General features: G+C 69.2%; 16 protein-coding genes, 1 tRNA gene and 1 pseudogene. 7 read left to right on the plus strand and 11 right to left on the minus strand.

Translation table 11 applies throughout. The annotated features are described in order from the left end of the window. Window positions 1-264: 264 nt before the first annotated feature. From pstC to NQ706_RS12615, 4 genes are all read left to right on the plus strand, one after another. Entirely contained in the window at window positions 265-1299 is a 1035-nt protein-coding gene (gene pstC / locus NQ706_RS12600) for a phosphate ABC transporter permease subunit PstC (RefSeq protein WP_038569351.1), read from the plus strand. Then, window positions 1296-2228, plus strand: a complete 933-nt coding sequence (gene pstA, locus NQ706_RS12605) for a phosphate ABC transporter permease PstA (RefSeq protein WP_038569352.1) — start codon at window positions 1296-1298, stop codon at window positions 2226-2228. Before pstC ends, pstA begins: the two co-directional genes overlap by 4 nt. Before the next feature lie 43 nt (window positions 2229-2271). Continuing rightward, window positions 2272-3048, plus strand: a complete 777-nt coding sequence (gene pstB, locus NQ706_RS12610; RefSeq protein ID WP_038569353.1) for a phosphate ABC transporter ATP-binding protein PstB — start codon at window positions 2272-2274, stop codon at window positions 3046-3048. 466 nt (window positions 3049-3514) lie between these two features. Then, window positions 3515-3766 (plus strand): hypothetical protein, encoded by a 252-nt coding sequence (locus NQ706_RS12615; protein ID WP_150112789.1) that lies wholly within the window; start codon window positions 3515-3517, stop codon window positions 3764-3766. A 408-nt stretch (window positions 3767-4174) separates the two neighbouring features. On the opposite strand, the gene NQ706_RS12620 is transcribed toward NQ706_RS12615, so the two are convergent. The 7 genes and pseudogenes from NQ706_RS12620 to NQ706_RS12650 all read right to left on the minus strand — a co-directional run. Beyond that, window positions 4175-4801, minus strand: a complete 627-nt coding sequence (locus NQ706_RS12620; RefSeq protein WP_288756711.1) for a hypothetical protein — start codon at window positions 4799-4801, stop codon at window positions 4175-4177. 164 nt (window positions 4802-4965) lie between these two features. Next, window positions 4966-6819 (minus strand): malto-oligosyltrehalose trehalohydrolase, encoded by a 1854-nt coding sequence (gene treZ / locus NQ706_RS12625; RefSeq protein ID WP_051806149.1) that lies wholly within the window; start codon window positions 6817-6819, stop codon window positions 4966-4968. Further along, window positions 6816-9515, minus strand: a complete 2700-nt coding sequence (treY, locus tag NQ706_RS12630; RefSeq protein WP_051806151.1) for a malto-oligosyltrehalose synthase — start codon at window positions 9513-9515, stop codon at window positions 6816-6818. The genes treZ and treY overlap by 4 nt, the downstream gene beginning before the upstream one ends. A gap of 77 nt (window positions 9516-9592) precedes the next feature. Next, the gene (locus NQ706_RS12635) at window positions 9593-11023 is read right to left on the minus strand and encodes an amino acid permease (RefSeq protein WP_038571573.1); all 1431 of its coding nucleotides are present in this window, start codon (window positions 11021-11023) and stop codon (window positions 9593-9595) included. 238 nt (window positions 11024-11261) lie between these two features. Further along, window positions 11262-14009: an RNA helicase gene (locus tag NQ706_RS12640; protein WP_200874217.1), complete on the minus strand. Its 2748-nt coding sequence runs from the start codon at window positions 14007-14009 to the stop codon at window positions 11262-11264. A gap of 87 nt (window positions 14010-14096) precedes the next feature. After that, window positions 14097-14648, minus strand: a complete 552-nt coding sequence (locus NQ706_RS12645) for a hypothetical protein (RefSeq protein WP_038569357.1) — start codon at window positions 14646-14648, stop codon at window positions 14097-14099. Between the two features lie 107 nt (window positions 14649-14755). Further along, window positions 14756-14842, minus strand: a pseudogene (locus NQ706_RS12650) (short-chain dehydrogenase); the annotation flags it as partial. A gap of 515 nt (window positions 14843-15357) precedes the next feature. On the opposite strand from NQ706_RS12650, the gene NQ706_RS12655 reads away from it, so the two are divergent. After that, window positions 15358-16020 carry a lytic transglycosylase domain-containing protein gene (locus NQ706_RS12655; protein ID WP_144694196.1) on the plus strand — a complete coding sequence of 221 codons (663 nt, stop codon included), beginning with the start codon at window positions 15358-15360 and terminating at the stop codon, window positions 16018-16020. Window positions 16021-16144: 124 nt separating this feature from the next. Here NQ706_RS12655 and NQ706_RS12660 read toward each other — a convergent pair. The 4 genes from NQ706_RS12660 to NQ706_RS12675 form a co-directional block, all read right to left on the minus strand. Next, a tRNA-Lys gene (locus NQ706_RS12660) sits at window positions 16145-16220 on the minus strand. Window positions 16221-16423: 203 nt separating this feature from the next. Continuing rightward, window positions 16424-16783 (minus strand): hypothetical protein, encoded by a 360-nt coding sequence (locus NQ706_RS12665; RefSeq protein ID WP_038569359.1) that lies wholly within the window; start codon window positions 16781-16783, stop codon window positions 16424-16426. Between the two features lie 223 nt (window positions 16784-17006). Then, the gene (locus tag NQ706_RS12670) at window positions 17007-17651 is read right to left on the minus strand and encodes a CoA transferase subunit B (RefSeq protein ID WP_038569361.1); all 645 of its coding nucleotides are present in this window, start codon (window positions 17649-17651) and stop codon (window positions 17007-17009) included. Window positions 17652-17816: 165 nt separating this feature from the next. Further along, a complete protein-coding gene (locus NQ706_RS12675; protein WP_038569362.1) occupies window positions 17817-18596 on the minus strand; it encodes a CoA transferase subunit A in 780 nt (259 codons plus the stop codon). Window positions 18597-18718: 122 nt separating this feature from the next. On the opposite strand from NQ706_RS12675, the gene NQ706_RS12680 reads away from it, so the two are divergent. After that, entirely contained in the window at window positions 18719-19633 is a 915-nt protein-coding gene (locus NQ706_RS12680) for a hypothetical protein (RefSeq protein WP_038569364.1), read from the plus strand. A 121-nt stretch (window positions 19634-19754) separates the two neighbouring features. Then, window positions 19755-20849 (plus strand): NADH:flavin oxidoreductase/NADH oxidase, encoded by a 1095-nt coding sequence (locus NQ706_RS12685; RefSeq protein WP_006946816.1) that lies wholly within the window; start codon window positions 19755-19757, stop codon window positions 20847-20849. The last annotated feature ends 55 nt before the right edge of the window (window positions 20850-20904 follow it).

Here is a 20904-nt window from a genome sequence, read left to right on the forward strand (position 1 = left end):
GTGTGTTGGTTTGTCTTGTTTTTTTTTTTTTTTTTTTTGTTTTGTTGTTTTTTGGGTTTTTTTTTGTTTTTTTTTTTTTGTTGGGGGGGGGGCCCCCCCCCGGGCGGGGGGCGGGGCCCCCCCCCCCCCCCCCCCCCCCCCCCCCCCCGGGGGGGGGGGGGGGGGGGGGGCGGGCCCCCCCCCCCCCCCCCCCGTCTGCGCGTCGGAGCGAGTCCATAGTCTCGCGTTCCACCCGTACCAGCTCGAGCAGAGGCAGGAAACCTCATGAGTTCAATCACCGGCGTCTCGGTGGCCGACGCACCCGGCCCCGACGACGGTCACACCCCCGGGGAGGGCCCCGGCGAACGCGCCCCCTCTGGTGACCGCGCAGCGACGGGCCGCAGGGGCGACATGATCTTCGGTGGCCTCGCGCGCGGCGCGGGCCTCCTCGTCGTCGTCCTCGTCGCGCTCGTCGGAGCCTTCCTCGTCATCCAGGCGGTTCCCGCCATCATGGACGACCACTCGAACTTCCTCACCTCCCAGGACTGGGACGTCGACTCGAGCCCGATGCACTTCGGCATCGCCCGTCTGCTGTGGGTGACGGTCACCTCCTCGGTGCTCGCCATGCTCATCGCCGTGCCGCTCGCCGTGTGCATCGCGCTGTTCCTCACGCAGTACGCGCCGAAGTGGCTGGCGAAGCCGGGCGCTGCACTCATCGACCTGCTGGCGGCCGTGCCGTCCATCGTCTACGGCCTGTGGGGCGTGTTCACCGTCGGTCAGTACTTCGACCCGGTGGCCAAGGTCATCCAGGACGTGCTGGGCTGGTGCCCCCTGTTCGCCAAGACGGACACCTCCCCCGCGAGCACCATCGCCTTCGTCTCGATCATCCTCGCCATCATGATCCTGCCGATCATCACGGCCCTGACGCGTGAGGTCTTCGCGCAGACGCCGCAGGCCCACAAGGATGCGGCGACGGCGCTCGGCGCGACGAAGTGGGAGGTCATCCGCACCGCGGTGCTCCCCTTCGGCAAGCCCGGCATCATCAGCGCGTCCATGCTCGGCCTCGGGCGCGCGCTCGGTGAGACCGTCGCCGTCATGATGATCGTCTCCGCCCTCAACGGCAGCGAGGGTTGGAACTTCTCGATCTTCAAGGGCGGTGAGACCTTCGCCTCGAAGATCGCCAACAACGCCGGCGAGTTCGACAACCCCTCGAAGACGGGGGCCTTCATCGCGGCGGGCCTCGTCCTGTTCATCCTGACGTTCGTCGTCAACGCGATCGCCCGTGTCGTCATCGAGCGCAGGAAGGCGTTCACCGAATGAGCACCGCAGCCCACTCCCTCGAGAAGAGCCCCGCTCCCGAGCCCCGGTCGAAGAACTCGCTCTCCGGCAAGGGCCAGTCCGGCGGCCGCGCGACGAAGAACACGATCGCCACCGTCGTCATGTGGGCCGCGTTCCTCGTCGCCCTCGTACCGCTCGTGTGGATCATCGCCACCGTCATCATGAAGGGCGGCGAGCTGCTCCTGCACGTCGACTGGTGGACGAAGAGCCAGCGCGGCGTCGGCCGCCGCGAGGTCGCCGGCGGCGCCGCCCACGCCATCCAGGGCACCCTCATCCAGGCCTTCGTCACGGCTCTCATCGCCGTGCCGATCGGCGTGATGACCGCCGTCTACCTCGTCGAGTACGGCCGCGGCCGTGCCGCGAAGATCGTCAGCTTCATGGTCGACATCCTCACCGGTGTCCCCTCCATCGTCGCCGCGCTGTTCGTCTACGCCGTGTGGGTGACGACGTTCGGCTTCGACCGCATCCCGTTCGCCGTGTGCCTGGCGCTCGTGCTGCTCATGGTTCCCGTCGTCGTGCGCTCCACGGAGGAGATGTTGAAGCTCGTGCCGAACGAGCTGCGCGAGGCCGCGTACGCCCTCGGCGTGCCGAAGTGGAAGACGATCCTCAAGATCGTGCTCCCGACGGCGTTCTCCGGCATCGTCACCGGTGTGCTGCTCGGCCTCGCCCGCGTCATGGGCGAGACGGCACCGCTCATTATCCTCGCGCCTTACTTCAAGTCGCTGTCGACGAACCTGTTCGGCGGCCTCATGGGCACGCTGCCGACGATGATCTACAACGGCAAGGACAACATGGCCGTCGACGCCTCCGCGCAGCGCGTGTGGGCGGCGGCGTGCACCCTCATCCTCCTCATCCTTCTTCTCAACCTGCTGGGCCGCTTCATCAGCCGCTTCAGCAAGGTCAAGAACTGACATCCGCTCGCGCGGATACGACTCGTAAAGGAACCCGAGTTCAATGAGCAAGCGGATCGACGTTCACAACCTCAACGTCTACTACGGCGACTTCCTCGCCGTGAACGATGTCTCCATGACGGTCGAGCCCCGCTCGATCACGGCCTTCATCGGCCCGTCGGGCTGCGGCAAGTCCACGTTCCTGCGCACCCTCAACCGCATGCACGAGGTCATCCCCGGCGGCCGCGTCGAGGGCCAGGTGCTCCTCGACGACGAGGACCTGTACGCGCCGGGCGTCGACCCGGTGGCGGTGCGCCGCACCGTCGGCATGGTGTTCCAGCGCCCCAACCCGTTCCCGACGATGTCGATCGGTGACAACGTCGTCGCGGGTCTGCGCCTCAACGGCGTGAAGGACAAGAAGGTGCTCGCCGAGAAGACGGAGCAGTCGCTGCGTGGCGCGAACCTGTGGAACGAGGTCAAGGATCGCCTCGACAAGCCGGGTGCCGGCCTGTCGGGCGGTCAGCAGCAGCGTCTGTGCATCGCGCGCGCCATCGCGGTGTCGCCGGACGTGCTCCTCATGGACGAGCCGTGCTCGGCTCTCGACCCGATCTCGACGCTCGCCATCGAGGATCTGATGCTGGAGCTGAAGAAGGACTACACGATCGTCATCGTCACGCACAACATGCAGCAGGCGGCGCGTGTGGCTGACCGGACGGCGTTCTTCAACCTCGAGGCGACGGGCAAGCCCGGCATGCTCGTCGAGATGAACGACACGCAGAAGATGTTCAGCAACCCGGATCAGCGGGCGACCGAGGACTACATCTCCGGTCGCTTCGGCTGACAGCCGGGCGAAAGGGCCGTGAGGACCGGAGCGCAGCGAAGCGAGCACCGGCCCGGCGCGGCCCTCCGAGCCCGTCAGGTGAAAGCAAAAGGGTGCCGAGGACACGAACGAAGTGAGGCCCGCAGGCACCCTCCGAGCTCAGCCCGAGGAGCACGGCTGATCCATCGTGCGTTGTGCGCCCCCCACCGTCGTGACGGTGGGGGGCGCCTGCGTTGCCGGGCAGCGTTCATGCGGCGTCAACCTGACTTCACGCTGGGAGGCGCTACAGGCGTCGCTGCACGTCGGGATGCAGAATGACTCACATCACATATGAGCGGGGGGCTATGACAGTGTGCCGATCGAGTTGCCCTGGGGCGCAACCGTCTTCGGCACCGCTCGTGTCGGGACCAGATATCGAGCTCAAGATCGGAGAAATCGACGCGAGGGTTCGGGGGCCGTTCATCCCGATTTCATGCACACTGTGCGTGTGCCGAAGGATGCAACTCGTTTTGGAACGTCGTCGCGCAAGTCGCTGCTCAAGAACCGCAAGAAGAAGGCGATCGCGCGCGGCGCTCACCCGACCCCTGACGAGATCGTCTTCTCGGACACCCCGGGAATCGTCGACGACGGCAACTTCAGCTACGGCGTCTGCCACGTCTGCGACTGGAAGGGCGGCGGGCGTCGCGCCCGCGAGAAAGCCCGCCGCGACGCGGCGGAGCACTACCTCCTGGCGCACTGACCACGACCGCACGCTCGAATGCTGATACATCCCGGCGCGATGCAGGTGCTTCGCCGCTCGCGATGAGGTGAGGTAGCGGCGCGGGCGATGGCCACGCCGCGAGAGATGTGAGACACGCTGGGCCGGGAGCGCCTCTCGGCACTAGGCCGCTCGTAGCGGCTGAATTTGGGACCCGGGGCTGCCGCAGCCCAGCGTGCTCATTAACCCTAACGGACATCACCGGCCCTCGCATTCCCGGCGGCTGCGAGAAACGTCACGCAGTGGAGCGTCGTCCCGGAGCCGGCAACGCCTGGCGAGGCGTCACCACCGGTCGAGACCAGACAGCGCACCCCCATGAACCGGTCGAGATGCACCAGTCGAGACGGACCGCCCTGGTCGAATGACCTGCGTCGAGTCAGTCGGGTCGGATCAGTCGAGGTTGCCGGTGCGCCAGGCGGAGGCGGCCTTCGTCAGGTCACGGGCTGTGTCGCCGAGCCGTGCGGCGCTGAGCGCCTCGCGCGCGGCCAGGTCGTCGTCATGGCCGTCGTGACGCTCAGCGCGTTCGGCCCGGCCGGAGGCGACGACGCGACAGAAGGCTGCGGCGCGTTCGAGCGCGATGGCGAAGTCGCCGGTGTAGGCGCCCTCGAGGATGCGGTCGGCGAGCGCCTTGATCTCGGCCGGTCCGCTCGGGTCGGCCGATCCGGCGACAGCGTGGGAGACGTGAGCGTGCCGGATGCCGGCGTTGTAGTCGCCCGAAGCGCCTACCGCGTCGCGTCGCACCCATTCGCGCAGCGTGTAGAGGCGCCACAGCACGCCGGGCAGGCTGACGGCGGGGCGCCCGGCCCACAGCTGCGCGAGCGTCGACAAGCCGATCTCGTCCGTCAGCGCGATGAGCCGGGCCGTCACCTCCGGGTCCGCGTTGGTGCGCCCGGCGCCGACGAGGATGGCGGCGCTCTCGTGCGCGATGGCGGTGACATCGGCGGGGTCGGGTGCTCCCTCGAACGCCTGGAACTCGCGGTCGGTGAAGAACAACGGCTTGTGGTGGGAACGCGTCACGGGTACGGCTGGCTCCTTCGGTGCCTCGACGAGGCGTCGAGTGCGTCATCGGGTCAACGACGCGCGGGCGGCCGGCATTCCGCCGACCGCCGTCGAGACATCCGCCGGACGCCGTCGCCGAGAACTCCGCAGGGTCGCACCCGGCGGCACGACACTGCTACGGGTCAGCGGACGATGGCCACCCCGTCGGCCGGGATGACGACGCGCACTCCCCCGCCGTCGGCGGGGCGCTCGTCGACGATGTGCCATGCGGCGATGACACGGTCGGCGTCGATCGTCGTCGCCTCGCCCGAGAGGTTGACGACGACGCGGCAGTCGCCGCGGTGCACCGTCACGACGCTCGTCGGGCCCTCGCCGTCACGCTCGACCCGGCTCGTGCCGAGGGTCGGGTCGGACAGGTCGGGCACCTCGCGGCGCAGCCTGATGAGGGTGCGGTACCAGTCGAGCAGGAGCGACTGCTCGCCGTCGGGGTCGTCGATCTCGCTCCAGCGCAGCACCGAGTTGCGGAAGGTCGACTCCTCCTGGGGGTCGGGCACCGCGTCACCCCAGCCGTGGGCCGCGAACTCGGCCGCGCGCCCGCGTGAGGTGCCCTCGGCGATCTCGGGGTCGACGTGGTCGGTGAAGAACTGCCAGGGGGTCTGCGCACCGTACTCCTCACCCATGAAGAGCATCGGCGTGTACGGCGACGTCAGCAGCAGCGCTGCCGCGCAGGCCAGCCGGTCGACGCCGACGAGCTGCGACAGGCGCTCGCCCGTCGCGCGGTTGCCGACCTGATCGTGCGTCTGCAGAGACGCGACAAAGCGCCAACCCGGCGTCGCTTCGGGATCGACGGGGCGGCCGTGGCGGCGCTCGCGGAAGCTCGAGTACGTGCCGTCGTGGAAGAACGGCGTCGCGTACATCTTGGCGAGGGCCGCGGGGGCCGCGAAGTCCTCGTAGTAGCCCTGCGTCTCGCCGGTGAGCAGCACGTGCAGGGTGTGGTGGATGTCGTCGGCCCACTGCCCGCTCAGCCCGAGGCCGGCGCTGCCACCGTCGGCGACTGCGAGTCCGCGCTGACCCGAGCGCGGTTCGCGCGCACGCGGCGTGACGGTGGCCGGGTCGTTGCGGTCGGACTCGGCGACGACGACCACGTTGCGCCCCGTCTGCTCGGCGGCGAGTTCCAGTGCGGCCGTGAGCTCTTCGAGGATGTGGACGGCCGTGTCGTCGGCGAGCGCGTGGACGGCGTCAAGGCGGAACGCGTCGACGTGGAACTCGGTGAACCACATGAGCGCGTTCTCGATGATGAAGCGGCGCACCTCGTCACTCTGCGGGCCGTCGAGGTTGACGGCGGGGCCCCAGGGCGTGTGGTGCAGCGCATTGAAGTAGGGGCCGAACTCGGGCAAGTAGTTGCCGCTCGGGCCGAGGTGGTTGTAGACGACGTCGAGGCAGACGGCGAGGCCGCGCGCGTGGCACGCGTCGACGAAGCGCTGGAAGGCGGCCGGGCCACCGTAGGCGGCGCTCGTCGCGTACCAGTTGACACCGTCATAGCCCCAGTTTCGCGCTCCCGGAACGCCGTTCACCGGCAGGATTTCGACGTGTGTCACCCCGAGCGTCACGAGGTGATCGAGCCGTTCGATGGCCGAGTCGAACGTCCCGGATTCGGTGAACGTGCCGATGTGTAGCTCGTAGAAGACCGCGCCGCGCATCGCGTCGTCGTGCGAGGCCGCGTCCGCGTGGTGGCCGCGCCAACCGTCGTCCTGCCAGTCGTGGGCCGCGAGGTCGACGACCTCGCTGGGGCCGTGGATGCCCTCGGGCTGCAGCAGCGAACGCGGGTCGGGGCGCGGGTCGCCGCCGTCGATGCTGAAGGCGTACTCGCTGCCGACGCGCACCGGCTCGGGCGAATGCCACCAGCCGTTCTCGCCGGCCTTCATGGGCGCCTTCACGCCGTCCGCGACGAGGTGCACCATGCGCTCGGCGGCCGGCGCCCACACCGAGATCGTCTGGGTCGCGCCGTGAAAACCGGGCGAGGAGTAGGTGTTCATCGCTTCTCCTGAACGAGGACGTGGACGTGGCCGAACTCGTGGTCACCGAGATCGCCGAACGCGACCGGCGCGTCGGTGATGGTGAGGCGTTCGCCGGTGAAGGCGTGCCGCCACTCTCCGGCAGGCAGGCTGACGTGGGCATCGGCCAGCGCGCCCGTGCGCAGTGCCCGGGATGCAGCGCGCACCCCGATGACGGCGACGGCGAGCGGGGTCGCGTCCGCCTCGGCGGGCGTCGGTGCGTCAGTCTGCTCGCCGCCCTGGGCGCGCTTGACCAACTTGCTCACCTGACGCCCCGCGGCCTCGACGAGACGCCCGGCCTCGGCGATCTGACGGCGCACGACGGACGCTGCGGGCACCGTCCTCTCGAACGCTACGAGGAACTCGCTGTCGGACTCGAGCGGTTCGTAACCCGACCCCGGGTTCGCCGGTGCATGGACGTCCGCGGCGAGGCAACGCTGCACGAGGCGCGGACGCGAGCCCCCGACGTCGAGGAGCTGCTTGAGTTCGCCGTAGTCGACCGGGCGACGGTTGTCGGGGTCGACGAGGCTGAGCGTCGGACGTTCCGAACCCTGGTAGGTGTCGGGGATGCCCGGAAGGAACAGCTCGAGCACCTTCTGCGTGTGCCCGGTCAGCGTGATCGCCTCGGCGTTCCGTCGACGCGCGTCGAGGAGGCTGCGGCGTAGATCCGCGGCGAGCGTCTCGGCGGCCGGCGCCGATGCAGCGCTCTCCCCCGTTCGAGGGGCGGCGGCGTCGTCAGCCTCGAGGACAGCGGTGGTGAAGGCGAGCACCTGCTTCTCGTACGCCTCGTCGCCGTCGGTCCAGGCCGTGTAGACCTTCGCCTCGCGCAGCGCCTTCGTCAGGTACTCGCTCAGGCGATCCGCGTCGATGCCGAGATCGCGCCGCCCGTGGACGGCGTCGGGTGCGGCGCCGTCAGCATCGGTGGTGTCGAACGGGCCGTAGGCGGTGGAGAATCCAGCGATGGTCTGCCACGCCAGCGCCGCCGCGGGCCGGTCGACGCCCATCGCGTCGGCGAGCGCGAACGCGGCGTCGCTGCACGCCGTCCACGCCTCGTCGTCACCGGCGATCGCGAGCAACGCCGCGCGAACGTCCTCGCTGCGCTTCGTGTCGTGCGTCGACAGCGTCGTCATCGTGCGCGGCCAGTATTCGGCGTTGTGCTGCGCCCAGGCGTTCAGACGGTGCGCGCCGGCGTCCACGAGGACGTCGACGTCGCCGCCGACCTCGTTGAGGGCGGTCAACGCGTGCCACCGGTAGAAGAGGGTGTCCTCGATCGACTTCGCCATGACCGGGCCCCACGTCTGCTGCAGACGCACCGCGAAGTCGGACGCGGCCGGCTCGATGTCGTCGAACTCGTCGGCCCCGGCGTGCGGACGCACGAGCGCGATGCGCTTGAGAGCATCGAGCTCGTCGGCCAGATCGGGGCGGGCCTCGCGCGCGGCCTCGAGCGCCTCGTCGAGGTGGTGCTTCGACTCCGGTGCCATGCGGGCGCCCGGGACGAGGTAGGCGCGGTAGACGGGCGCCGCGACGAGCAGCTCGACGATCGCGGCACGCAGTGCTTCGCGCTGCAGGTCGGGGCGCACCTCGGCGGCGCGACGCGTCAGCCGCTCGACCTCCGGCACGAGACCGTTCTCGACGACGAAGCGCTTCGCCTCGCGCGTCGCGACCTCGACGTCGCGGGCGTCGCCGTCACCGAGCGCACGCTGCCAGCATGCCTCGATCGTCGGGGCGGCGGCGTCATCGGCCAGCGCGGCGGTGATGGCGGCCATCGCGTCGTAACCCGTCGTGCCCGCGCAGGCCCAGTCGCTCGGCAGGTGCTCGCCCGGTTCGAGGATCTTCTCGACCCAGATCGGCGTGCCCCTGCGGCACTCCTGCGTCAGTCGCGCGAGGTATCCGGCCGGGTCGGCCAGTCCGTCCGGGTGGTCGATGCGGAAGCCGTCGATGTGGCCGGCGTGATGCAGTTCGAGCAGCAGCGCGTGCGTCGCGTCGAAGACGTCGTCGGTCTCGACGCGCACGGCGATGAGCTCGTTGACCTCGAAGAAGCGACGATAGTTGAGCACCGCGTCACGATCGCGCCAGAACGCGAGCCGGTAGTGCTGACGCTCGAGAAGCCGGGCGAGTTCGTCGCCCTGCGGCGCCTCGCCGATGCCGTCGAGGGAACCGTCGGCGACGGGGAAGACGTGTTCGTAGTAGCGGATGACGGGTTCGTCACCGCTGCGGTCGAGGGTGATCGAGCCGTCCGCGATCTCCTCGTCGAGCGGCTTGCCGAGGATCGGGACGCCGAGCGCGCCGTCGAGCGCGTCCCAGTCGACGTCGAACCAATGCGCCGTCGAGGCGTCCTTCCCCCCTGCCAGCAGCGCCCACAGCGGGGCGTTGCTCGACTCGGGCGCGACGAACGCCATGTGGTTCGGCACGACGTCGACGACGACACCGAGCCCCAGCTCGTGCGCGGCGTCGGCGAACCGCTCGAACGCTTCGCGTCCGCCCAGCTCCGGGTTGACACGGGTGTGGTCGAGCACGTCATAGCCGTGGACCGAACCGGGGACGGCGGTGAGGATCGGCGAGCAGTAGGCGTGCGAGATGCCGAGCTTCTTCAGGTACGGCAACTGCGCGCGGGCAGCGTCGAACGGGAAGTCGGCGTGCAGCTGGAAGCGATAGGTGGACGTCACGGGCGCGCTCATGCCTCCAACCCCACCACCATTCGCGCGGAAAATCGAGTCGGGGCCGCAGCATCCCACCGCAGGGGTGAGGTGGGGCGTCAGGAGGTACGGGCCCGGGCTCGCCCGGCCCGCGTGAGGAGGTACGCGACGAGCAGCACGAGGACCCAGCCACTGCCGATGAGCGCCGCCTGACGCATGTCGTCGACCTCGAACGCGGTGGCCATCACGGCGAGCACGCCGCCGACGCCGATCGCCGCCGTCACGCGGCCGCCGGGCAGGTGGACGCTGCCATCGACGTCGCCGCGGCGCTTGAACGCGATGAAGCTGGCGAGGGCGAGCAGCCACGTCACCATGACGGAGAAGATCGCGATGGAGGCGAGCTTGGTGAAGATGTCGGCCACCCCCGTCTGTGCGAGGTAGATCGCGAGGACGAGGCCGAACGTCGAGACGAGCGTGGCCGCGAGCGGCACTCCCCGCAACGTCGTGCGGGCGAGGAATCGCGGTGCGAGACGATCGACGGCGAGCGAGTGCACGAGCCGACCGGCGCCGTACAGCTGCGCGTTGCCCGTCGACAGCGCGGCGACGAGGATGACGGCGTTCATGATGCCCGCGGCGGCCGGGAGCCCGACGGCGTCGAACGCCTTGACGAACGGGCTCGCCGTCAGGCCCTTCGCGGACGCGACGTCGGTCCAGGCGTTGAGCGTGACGATGAGACCCACCGCGATGACGTAGAACAACCCCAGCCGGGCGACGAGGGCGCGCATCGCGGTGCGGACGCTGCGGCGCGGGTCGTCGGCCTCGGCCGCGGTGATCGGCACGACCTCGACGCCGACGAAGGCGAACATCACGATCGACATCGACAACCAGATCGACTCCATACCGCCGGGCATGAACCCGCCGTGGTCGGTGAGGTGAGCGAACCCGGTGGCGGGATGGCCGGGCACGCCGAACAGCACGAGGACGAGCGCGACGAGGATGAACGCGACGAGAGCCGTCACTTTGAGCGTGGAGAAGACGACCTCGGCGCGGCCGAACGCGCGCACGGAGAGCAGGTTGATGACGATGATCGCGAGCGCCACGAGGGCGACGAACACGGAGCGCGACGTCTGCGGCCACCAGTACTGCAGATATGCGCCGGCCGCGACGACCTCGCCGCCGAGCGCGATGACGCTCGCCGCCCAGTAGCACCAGCGAGAGACGTAGCCGGCCCACTCCCCGAGGTAACGCCCCGCGGCGGCGCCGAAGCTGCCCGGCTCGGGGCGGGCGGTCGCCATCTCCGCCATGGCGAGGCCGATGACGGCGATGAGCAGCGCGCCCAGCGCATAGCTGACGACGGCCGCCGGGCCGGCCACCCCGATCGCCGCGCCGGAACCGAAGAACAGGCCCGTGCCGAGCGCGGAACCGAGACCGATCATCAGCATGGTGCGATGCCCGAGGCTGCGCGTCAGGCCACTCGAACCCTCTGAGCTCGCCGGGGCGTCCGTGCTCGCCGAGCCCTCGACCGCGTGGGCGCCGACCTGCTGATCCACCGTGTTCTCCTTCGACGAGCTGGGGTGAGGCGTGGCTGTCTCATTGAAGGCGTCGCGCTGGGCACGCTCGTGCGACACCGCGCCGGCCGACAACCGGGTCAGGGTACGTGCTCGACCCGAGCCCGTGCGTTCGGTGTTCGTCGTCAGGGGCTCCCCGTGCTCACAAGATTGGCTCGGCTGCTTTTCGTCCTTGGCCGGTATGCGGCTCTCGATGACCGCCGCTCGTCGCGGACGCGCGTCAGCCCCCGAGGCGGTTGAGGCCGACCACGACGACGAGCGGGACGCCCGCCTCGTCGGAGGCGGCGAGGTCGACCTCCGCGTCGATCCCCCAGTCGTTGTCGTCATCGGGGTCGTGGATGACCTGGCGGATCTCCCATTTGTCGGGCTGCTCGGTGATGCGCAGCATCCTCGGCCCGCGGGCGTCCGCGTCGAGGAGGATCTCGTCATGCTCGTCGTAGTAGGCGCCGAGGTCGGCATCCCACGCGTCGGCATCCATGACGATCTCGGTCGGCGGGTCGGTCGTCGCCGCGACGGCGGCGTCGAGCGCGGCGAGGCCGTCGACGTCGTCGCGCGCTGCGAGCTCGACGCGCTTGAACATCGCCTTGCGGATGGCGACCTTCATCGCGCGCGGGTTGGCCGTGAGGGGACGCTGCTTCAGCACCGTCTCCTGCTGCACCGGCGCGTCACCCGGGTGCGTCAGGGCCTCCCACTCGTCAAGCAGGCTCGAGTCGGTCTGACGGATGACCTCCCCGAGCCACTCGATGAGGTCGGCGAGTTCCTCGTTCTTCTTCGACTCGGGCACGCTCTGACGCAGGGTGCGGTACGCGTCGGTCAGGTAACGCAGGACGACGCCCTCGCTGCGCGCGAGGTCGTAGAAGCGGATGAGATCGCCGAAGCCCCAGGCATTCTCGTACATCTCGCGCACGACGGACTTGGGTGACAGTTCGTACATGCGCACCATCGGCTGGCTCTGCGCGTACGTCTCGAACGCCGCGTCGAGCAAGTCGGAGAGCGGCTTCGGCCACGTCACGTCCTCGAGGCGCTCCATGCGCTCGTCGTACTCGATGCCGTCGGCCTTCATCTCGGCGATCGCCACGCCGCGCGCCTTGTGCTGTTGCGCCATGAGCACCGGGCGAGGGTCGTCGAGGATCGACTCGATGACACTGACGACGTCGACCGCGTAATCCTGTGCGTTCGTGCGCGCCGCGGCGCGTGCGCCCTCGTTCGTCGAGGTGTCGACCTCCGGCGCGTCACCGCGGGCGGGGGCGGCGTCGTCGGGACTCAGCATGTCGAGGACGGCGAGGGCGAACGGTGCGAGCGGCTGGTTGAGCGCGAAGTTGTCCTGCAGGTCGACCGTGAGGTCGACCTGGCGCCCGTCGGCCTGCGGTTCGTCGAGTCGCCGGACGACGCCGGCGGCCAGCATCTCGCGGTAGAGGCCGATCGCGCGGCGAGCGAGCTTCGCCTGCCCCTTGCGATCCTCGTGGTTGTCGCGCACGAGATCGCGCACGGCGACGAACGGGTCGCCGTCGCGGGCGATGAGGTTGAGCAGCATCGAGTGCGTGATGCGCATGCGACTGACGAGCGCTTCGGGCTCGCTCGCGACGATGCGCTCGAAGCTCTCCTCACTCCAGTTGATGAAACCCTCCGGCGGCTTCTTGCGCTGCACCTTCTTGAGCTTCTTCGGGTCGTCACCGGCCTTCGCGATGTTGCGCGTGTTCTCGATGACGTGCTCGGGCGCCTGGACGACCACGGTGCCGCTCGTGTCGAACCCCGCACGGCCGGCCCGCCCGGCGATCTGGTGGAACTCGCGCGACTTGAGCATGCGCTGGCGGGTGCCGTCGAACTTCGTCAGGCCGGAGAGCACGACGGTGCGGATCGGCACGTTGATGCCGACGCCGAGCGTGTCGGTGCCGCAGATCACCTTGAGCAGACCGGCCTGCGCGAGCGTCTCGACGAGACGGCGGTACTTCGGCAACATGCCGGCGTGGTGCACACCGATGCCGTGACGGATGAGCCGTGAGAGCGTCTTGCCGAAGCCGGTGGAGAAGCGGAAATCGCCGATCATCTCGGCGATCCTGTCGCGATCCTCACGGGAGGCGACCTTGAGCGACATGAGCGCCTGCGCGTTCTCCAGCGCCTGGGCCTGCGTGAAGAACACGACGTAGACGGGCGCCTGACGCGTCTCGAGCAGCTCCTCGATCGTCTCGTTGAGTGGTGTCGTCGACCAGCGATAGCTGAGCGGCACGGGACGCTCGGCCCCCGCGACGGTGACGGAGGCGCGGCCGGTGCGACGCGTCATGTCCTCCTCGAAACGGCGCACGTCACCGAGCGTCGCGGACATGAGCAGGAACTGCGCCTGCGGCAGTTCGAGCAGCGGCACCTGCCACGCCCAGCCGCGATCGCCCTCGGAGTAGAAGTGGAACTCGTCCATGATGACGAGGCCGACGTCGGCGTCCTTGCCCTCGCGCAAGGCGATGTTGGCGAGGATCTCCGCGGTGCAGCAGATGATGGGCGCGTCGGCGTTGACCGAGGCATCGCCCGTCAGCATGCCGACGTGCTCGGCACCGAAGATCTCGCACAGCGCGAAGAACTTCTCGCTCACGAGAGCCTTGATCGGCGCGGTGTAGAAGCTCACCCGGTCGCCTGCGAGCGCCGCGAAGTGCGCCGCCGTCGCGACCATCGACTTACCCGAGCCCGTGGGCGTCGCGAGGATGACGTTCTTGCCGTCGAGCACCTCGATGATGGCCTCTTCCTGGTGCGGATAGAGGCTGAGGCCACGATCGCCCGCCCAGGCGGTGAACTCCTCGTAGATGCGGTCGGCGTCAAACGTCTTCGGCAACCGCTGCGTCAGCGTCTTGACGCGCGGGTTCGCCTCCCGCGCAGCGGCATCCGCGGACGCGGCGAAGTCGCCCGCGACGTCCTGCGCGCCGGGGTGGACGGTCTCGACGGCGCCGGCCGCGGCGTCGTCGGGCGATTCGTTCGTCATGTCAGCCTTGCTGCTCGGTGTGGTCGACGGGGCATCCCGCTGCGCGAAGTCGTCGTGCGGGATCGCGGACGAGGTCAAGGGCGCGGCTCACCAGATGTGGCGCTGGCCCGGCAACAGCCGCAGGTCGCCGTACTCGAAGGTGCGCTTGCGCGACTTGCCCTTGCCCTTGACGGGCGCGAGCACCATGAGCTGCACACCCTCGGCGTGCTCGAGGTCGACGCGCACCGCGTCACCGAACTCGGGCACGACGACGTACAGGACGATGGCCGTCGCGCGCTGCGCGACCGTGCGGTTCTCGTTCTCGGCGCGCACCGCGAGGACGCGGCGCAGCTCGGCCAGCACCGCTTCGGGCTCGGGCTGCTCGCCCAGCGCGGCGGGGTCGGCGAAGACGATGTCGACGTCCGGCGCGACGGCCTCGTTGCTCGCGTCCGTCGGCTCACCAGTGGAGTCGATCGTCGGTTCGCCGTCGACCGACATCGCGAACGGGTAGAACTCGCCGTTCTTCTCGAGGTGCTCCATCGCCGCGCCGAGCGCTGCGGAGAGCAGTTCGTCGAGGTCGGCCTGCGCCTGCGGTGACGCGACGTCGCGCCACGTGCCGTTCGAGCGGTCGTCGGATGCTGCGGGGGTGTCGTTCACCATCGGTGCGCCTCCTCGGCGTCGGTGTGGTCGGGTTCTCCTCGTCGACAACAACCCAACCACATCATGCCGACAACCCCGGAATTCCGCCGAATCCGAGCCCCTGAGGCTCAGGCCGCTGACCACCCGCCGTCCGAGGTGAGCACCGCGCCGTTGCTGTTGGTCGAGTCGTCGCTCAGCAGGAAGGTGATCGAGGCGTGCTCCAGCCATTCACCGATCGTGTGCCCGGCGGTGATCGGGGTGTTCGTCATCGTCTTCTCCAGATCTGAGGCGTCCACGGCGCCCGAGGGGTTCGGTGTCGATCGAACAGCAAGGGCTACTCATTGCCCCCCTTCGATCGTGTCACCTCGACGAGGCGCGTGGCTGAGGTCGGGGCGGACGTTCATGTGTTCGTCGATTTATCAGGGCTGCCCGTCGCCGGGGGGCTGCGACCATCTGTCGACGTGTTGTGCGACGTTGCAGCGACGCGTCGTCGTCAGGCCCTCGGATCGTCGATCCGGGACGCGTCCGAGCGTGGCAGCCGAGACGGGCGCCGTCAGCCTGTCAGACTGGAGCGGCCCGCTACCCCGGCCTTGCAGCGGGGCTGCGTACATCGGCAGGGTTCTACGCCCCCTGATCGTTTAGCGGCGTGTGTGGCAGCAGCGGGCAAGCAGCGGGGTTCGGCCGAGAGTCGGACGTCAAGACGCGCAAGACGAGAGCGAACGAGAAGATCATGACCCCACGACGCGCCGCGTCATCGTCCGCGCCCATCCGTCTGACGCGGCGTGGGCGCATCGTCGTGACGTGCCTCGTCGTCGCGCTTTGCGCGGGATTGCTGCTGCTCATGACGTCCACACGCTCGGACCCGCGACCCGTCACGTCGTTCGACGCGCCCCTCGGCGCGCTGGACGAGTCGAAGGTGCCGAACGGCTGGGGGCCGCTCGTCGCGGCGGCGTCGCGCGAATCGGGCGTGCCCGGCGCTGTGCTCGCTGCGCAGCTCGAGGTCGAGTCGAAGTGGAACCCGAAGGCCGTCTCGCACGCGAACGCCAAGGGGCTCGCCCAGTTCACGCCCGACGCGTGGGCCAGCCACGGCAAGGGCGACCCGTTCGACCCCGCCGACGCCATCGCCGCACAGGGGCGTTTGATGCGTGAGCTGAAGCAGCGGGCCGAACGTTCAGGCATCGCCGACAACCCCATGCGCCTCGCGCTCGCCGGCTACAACGCGGGCTTCGGCAACGTGACGAAGTACCACGGCGTCCCGCCGTTCGCGGAGACGGAACACTACGTCGACGCCATCGCCCACGCCATGGGCAAGTACGCCAAGCCCCTGCCGCCGACGAGTGGTGCGTCGATGGGCGGGGCCGCGAGGAGTGGAGCGGCGCGACCTGCGTCGTGACCCGAGTGCCTGCTGGACCGAATGTGGACGCAAATCGCAGATGTAGACGGGAATCGCAGAAGGGGCGGGCCCGTCGGGACCTGGCGCAACGGCGATTATCGTCCACATTCGTCGCGCCGACGAGTGGTGGGCCCTGTGGGGCTCGAACCCACAACCTACGGATTAAAAGTCCGCAGCTCTGCCAATTGAGCTAAAGGCCCTTGCTGCTCGGCTCGAGGCACCCAGACCCTTGCACCGGGCTCGATGCGCCAGAAGAGCATCGTGACGAGTCGTCCGACTCGCGATCGTCGACTCTCACGGCCACCGTGCAGCTCGAGACAGCCTAGCCCCGCCCGACGCGCCACGACGAACCGGGCGGGGCGAGCCTTGCGAGCGGGTGCCGACGAACGGGGCGAGCGGCGGCTCAGCTGTAGGCCGGGCGGTCGCCGTCCTCGGGTTCGACGTGCGTGCGCCGCTCCTCGTCGGTGCTGGTCACCGCACCGGGCAGCGCGTGCTCGGCGATGATGCGACCGGAGTCATCGCTGATGACGACAGTGCTGTGCTCCTCCATCGTCAGGTTCTCGGCGAGCTGGTCACGCGTGAGCTTCGGCATGTTCATGCCCAGACGCTCGAAGCCTGCCTCGAGCAGTTCCATCGCGCCGTCACGATCGCCCGGCCGCACTCGCCCGGCGACGTCGCCGAGCATGTCCGCGAACCGGCTGAGCGAACCCTCGCCGTACTCCTCGGTGAACTTCTCGTTCACCACGTAGTTCCACGTCCCCATGACGCACCACCTTTCCTCACTGCCACGCTACTGCGTTGTCGCACTATGAAACACCCCCGGGGCCGCCCGAGGTCACACTGGGCATCCCCCGCGTCGCCATCGATCGCCGCGTCGTCCCGAGGCCGCGCTGGAGCTCGGGGTGTCATCGGTCGCCGACGACGCCCCGAGCTCACGCCGCGCGCCCGGATCGCCGTCGATCACCCACGGCGCCCGAAGGGCTGCCTCAGCCCACCGATGCCGCCGCCGTCAACGGCACGCCTGTCCTCGACTCGAGCTCGGCGAACGTCACGTCCGGTGCGAGTTCGGTGACGACGAGACCGTCGGGCGTCACGTCGATGACGGCGAGGTCGGTGATGATGCGCTCGACGACACCGAGCCCCGTGATCGGCAGGGTGCACGCGGGCAGGATCTTGGGCGATCCGTCCTTCGCGCAGTGCTCCATGAGGACGATGACCTTCTTCGCGCCATGCACAAGATCCATCGCGCCACCCATGCCCTTGACCATCTTGCCCGGGATCATCCAGTTCGCGATGTCACCGTCCGCCGACACCTGCATGGCACCGAGGATGGCCGCATCGACCTTGCCGCCCCGGATCATGCCGAACGACATCGCCGAGTCGAACGTCGAGGCGCCGCGCCGCAGCGTCACCGTCTCCTTACCCGCATTGATGAGGTCGGGATCGACGGCGCCATCGCTCGGATACGCGCCCACCCCCAGCAGCCCGTTCTCCGACTGCAGGACGAGTTCGACGTCGTCCGCCACGTAGTTCGGCACGAGCGTCGGCAACCCGATGCCCAGGTTGACGTAATCGCCGTCCTGCAGCTCCGCCGCAGCACGCGCCGCCATCTGCTCTCGCGTCCAGGCCATGTCAGTCACCCTCCGTCTCGCGGGTCGTGCGCTTCTCGCACTCTCGGTCGAACGCACGCCCCCCGAACAGTCGCCCATCCATCTCAGTCACCCTCCGTCTCGCGGGTCGTGCGCTTCTCGCACTCTCGGTCGAACGCACGCCCCCCGAACAGTCGCCCATCCATCTCAGTCACCCTCCGTCTCGCGGGTCGTGCGCTTCTCGATCCGCTTGTCGTCAGCCTGTTCGGACGTCAATTCCACGACTCGCTGCACGTAGATGCCGGGCAGGTGGACGTCGTCGGGGTGGATGTCGCCCGGCTCGACGAGCTGCTCCACCTCCGCGACGACGACGCGGCCCGCCATCGCACACAGCGGGTTGAAGTTGCGCGCCGACAGGTTGAACACCAGGTTGCCGTGACGATCACCCTTCGCCGCACGCACGAGTGCGAAGTCCGTCGTGATGGCCTCCTCGAGCACGTACGACTTCGCGTCGTCGCCGTCACCGAAAACGCGCGTCTCCTTCGCCGGTGAGGCCTTCTCCACCGAGCCGTCGGCCGCGTACTTCCACGGCATGCCGCCGTCGGCGACCTGCGTACCCACACCCGTCGCCGTGTAGAACGCGGGGATGCCTGCGCCACCGGCGCGCAACTTCTCCGCGAGGGTGCCCTGCGGCGTCAGGTGCACCTCCAGCTCGCCCTCGAGGTACTGGCGCGCGAATTCCTTGTTCTCGCCCACGTACGACGCGATGACGGTGCGCAGGCGCCCGTCGCGCAGCAGCACGCCGAGACCCCAGTCGTCGACCCCACAGTTGTTGGAGACGACGTCAAGATCCTTCGCGCCCTGCTCGTGCAGCGCCGCGATGAGGACGCTCGGGATGCCGCACAGCCCGAACCCTCCGACGGCGAGCGACGAACCGTCACCGATGTCGGCGACCGCTTCCGCGGCCGAGGCCACCACCTTGTCCATGAACCCTCCAGATCGCGCTTCGTGAGATGCACCTCACACCATGCCGACTTCAGTTAATCATCCTTAACCGAGGCGTGGGGGTGCGGCTTGCGACCGGCCCCGCGCGCGACGACACTTCGAGCATGACGAGCCAGCTGCGCGAACCCCTGTACGGCCTCCTCCTCGACGTCGACGGACCCATCGCGAGCCCGGTGACGCGCACCGTCGCGATCCCGTCGATCGCCACGGATCTCGTCGCGATGGCGCGGGCGGGCGTCCCCATCGTGTTCAACACGGGTCGCTCCGACGACTTCGTCGCAGCCACCGTCATGCCCGCCCTGCTCGACGCCGGACTACCCGACGACGCGCCCGTCATCGCCGTCTGTGAGAAGGGCGCGACGTGGTTCACCCCGACGCGCGCGCACCTGCGCAACGCGGGCGTCGACCTGCGCGTCGACGACGCCCTGCGCGTTCCGACGGGGCTCGTCGAGTACTGCCGCAGTATCGCCCCCGATTTCGACGACGCCATGTTCTTCGACGACACGAAGAAGGCCATGGTGAGCCTCGAGGCGCACCATGGCATCGACCTCGACGTCTACCGCGAACGTCAGCACGCGTTCGATCAGCGGGTGTGGGATTACCTCGCCGAGCAGGAGATCGGCGTCGTCTGGGGTGAGCGAGAAGCGCTCAACGGCAGTGAAGACATCGCCGTCCGCATCGATCCGACGATCATCTCGACCGACATCGAGCACGCCGGGGTCGGCAAGAACGTCGGTGCCGACAAGGCGATCGAACTGCTCGCCGCGCGCGGCATCACCCCGCGCGAGTGGCGCACCCTCGGCGATTCACGCAGCGACTACGCGATGGCTGATCGTCTGCACGAGCGTGGATTCGTCGTGCGCCACGGCGACGTTCGCCCCGCCGACGGCCTGCTCGATCGCACCTACCCCGTCGAGGTCACGCCCGATCCGGCGCTGACGAACGACGCCGCCGGTGCCGCGTTCCTCACGCGATGGCGCGCCGACGTCAAGCGCGGCGAGGCATCGGCGGCGTTCTGACGGAGCGGTTCGCGGCCAGAACAACGGGCCCAGGAAATATCGCGTCCCTAACCACCGTTGTCGCATGGGCCCCACGAGGCGCGGTCCGTGGCCGCGCCCGATCCTGACGAAAGGCCCCCGCATGCCCCAGCTGTTCGAACCCCTCACCCTGCGCGACGTCGAGTTCCGCAACCGCATCTGGCTCACGCCGATGTGCCAGTACAGCTGCGAGGCGTGCGACGGTATCCCGACCGCGTGGCACTTCGTTCACTACGCGACGCGCGCCGTCGGTGGTTTCGGGCTCGTGCTGACAGAGGCCACCGCCGTCGCGCCCGAGGGGCGCATCAGCCCCCAGGACGCCGGCCTGTGGAACCACGACCAGGTGGCCGCATGGCGCCGCGTCGTCGACGCGGTCCACGCGAACGGCGCAAAGATCGGAGTCCAGCTCGCGCACGCCGGACGCAAGGCGTCGACCTACCGCCCCTTCGCGGGTGAGCCCTCCGGCAGCGTGCCCGTCGACGCAGGCGGTTGGGAGGCTCTCGGCCCGTCCGCGGTCGCCTTCGACGGTTACGCAACGCCCCGCGCCATGACGCTCGCCGACATCGACGACGTCGTGGACGCCTTCGTCGACGCCGCCCGACGCGCGGACGAGGCCGGTTTCGACGTCGTCGAGCTCCACGCGGCGCACGGCTACCTGCTGCACGAGTTCCTCTCCCCTGCCTCCAACCTCCGTGACGACGAGTACGGCGGCTCCTTCGAGAACCGCGCCCGTCTGCTGCTGCGCATCGCGACCGAGGTGCGCGCGGCCTGGCCGGAGGCGAAGCCGCTCTTCGTGCGGGTCTCGGCCACCGATTGGGCCGAGACGGGCTGGAACATCGACGAGACCGTCCGCCTCGCTCGCGAGCTGAAGTCCGTCGGCGTCGACCTCGTCGACACGAGCACCGGCGGCAACGTGCCCGCCGACATCCCCGTCGGGCCCAACTACCAGGTGCGTTTCGCGTCCGAGATCCGGCGCGGGGCCGATATTGCGACCGGAGCCGTGGGACTCATCACGGAGCCCGCGCAGGCCGAGGCGATCCTCACCGAGGGCGACGCCGACGTCGTCCTCATCGGACGAGCAGGCCTGCGCGAGCCGTACTGGCCGTTGCGCGCCGCCGCCGAACTGGGTCTGACGTGGCGCGAGACGCCGTATCCGGCGCAGTACACGCGCGGCGCGTGGGAGCACGCCCGGGGCTGAGATGCCGTCGACCGCCCCGGCCCTCGAGAACGTCGGGGCGGTCTTCCCGGCCGAA

Source organism: Dermacoccus sp. BD5, from assembly GCF_044878485.1.
GTDB classification, from domain to species: Bacteria; Actinomycetota; Actinomycetes; order Actinomycetales; family Dermatophilaceae; genus Dermacoccus; species Dermacoccus nishinomiyaensis.

What these genes read in the sequence shown, in the direction of transcription:
- NQ706_RS12665 (WP_038569359.1), bottom strand. Translation starts at nt 16,783, where the DNA reads ATGGGGACGTGGAACTACGTGGTGAACGAGAAGTTCACCGAGGAGTAC.
- treY (WP_051806151.1), bottom strand. Translation starts at nt 9,515, where the DNA reads ATGAGCGCGCCCGTGACGTCCACCTATCGCTTCCAGCTGCACGCCGAC.
- NQ706_RS12675 (WP_038569362.1), bottom strand. Translation starts at nt 18,596, where the DNA reads ATGGACAAGGTGGTGGCCTCGGCCGCGGAAGCGGTCGCCGACATCGGT.
- treZ (WP_051806149.1), bottom strand. Translation starts at nt 6,819, where the DNA reads ATGAACACCTACTCCTCGCCCGGTTTTCACGGCGCGACCCAGACGATC.
- pstC (WP_038569351.1), top strand. Translation starts at nt 265, where the DNA reads ATGAGTTCAATCACCGGCGTCTCGGTGGCCGACGCACCCGGCCCCGAC.
- NQ706_RS12670 (WP_038569361.1), bottom strand. Translation starts at nt 17,651, where the DNA reads ATGGCCTGGACGCGAGAGCAGATGGCGGCGCGTGCTGCGGCGGAGCTG.
- NQ706_RS12640 (WP_200874217.1), bottom strand. Translation starts at nt 14,009, where the DNA reads ATGACGAACGAATCGCCCGACGACGCCGCGGCCGGCGCCGTCGAGACC.
- NQ706_RS12685 (WP_006946816.1), top strand. Translation starts at nt 19,755, where the DNA reads ATGCCCCAGCTGTTCGAACCCCTCACCCTGCGCGACGTCGAGTTCCGC.
- pstA (WP_038569352.1), top strand. Translation starts at nt 1,296, where the DNA reads ATGAGCACCGCAGCCCACTCCCTCGAGAAGAGCCCCGCTCCCGAGCCC.
- NQ706_RS12645 (WP_038569357.1), bottom strand. Translation starts at nt 14,648, where the DNA reads ATGGTGAACGACACCCCCGCAGCATCCGACGACCGCTCGAACGGCACG.
- NQ706_RS12655 (WP_144694196.1), top strand. Translation starts at nt 15,358, where the DNA reads ATGACCCCACGACGCGCCGCGTCATCGTCCGCGCCCATCCGTCTGACG.
- NQ706_RS12680 (WP_038569364.1), top strand. Translation starts at nt 18,719, where the DNA reads ATGACGAGCCAGCTGCGCGAACCCCTGTACGGCCTCCTCCTCGACGTC.
- pstB (WP_038569353.1), top strand. Translation starts at nt 2,272, where the DNA reads ATGAGCAAGCGGATCGACGTTCACAACCTCAACGTCTACTACGGCGAC.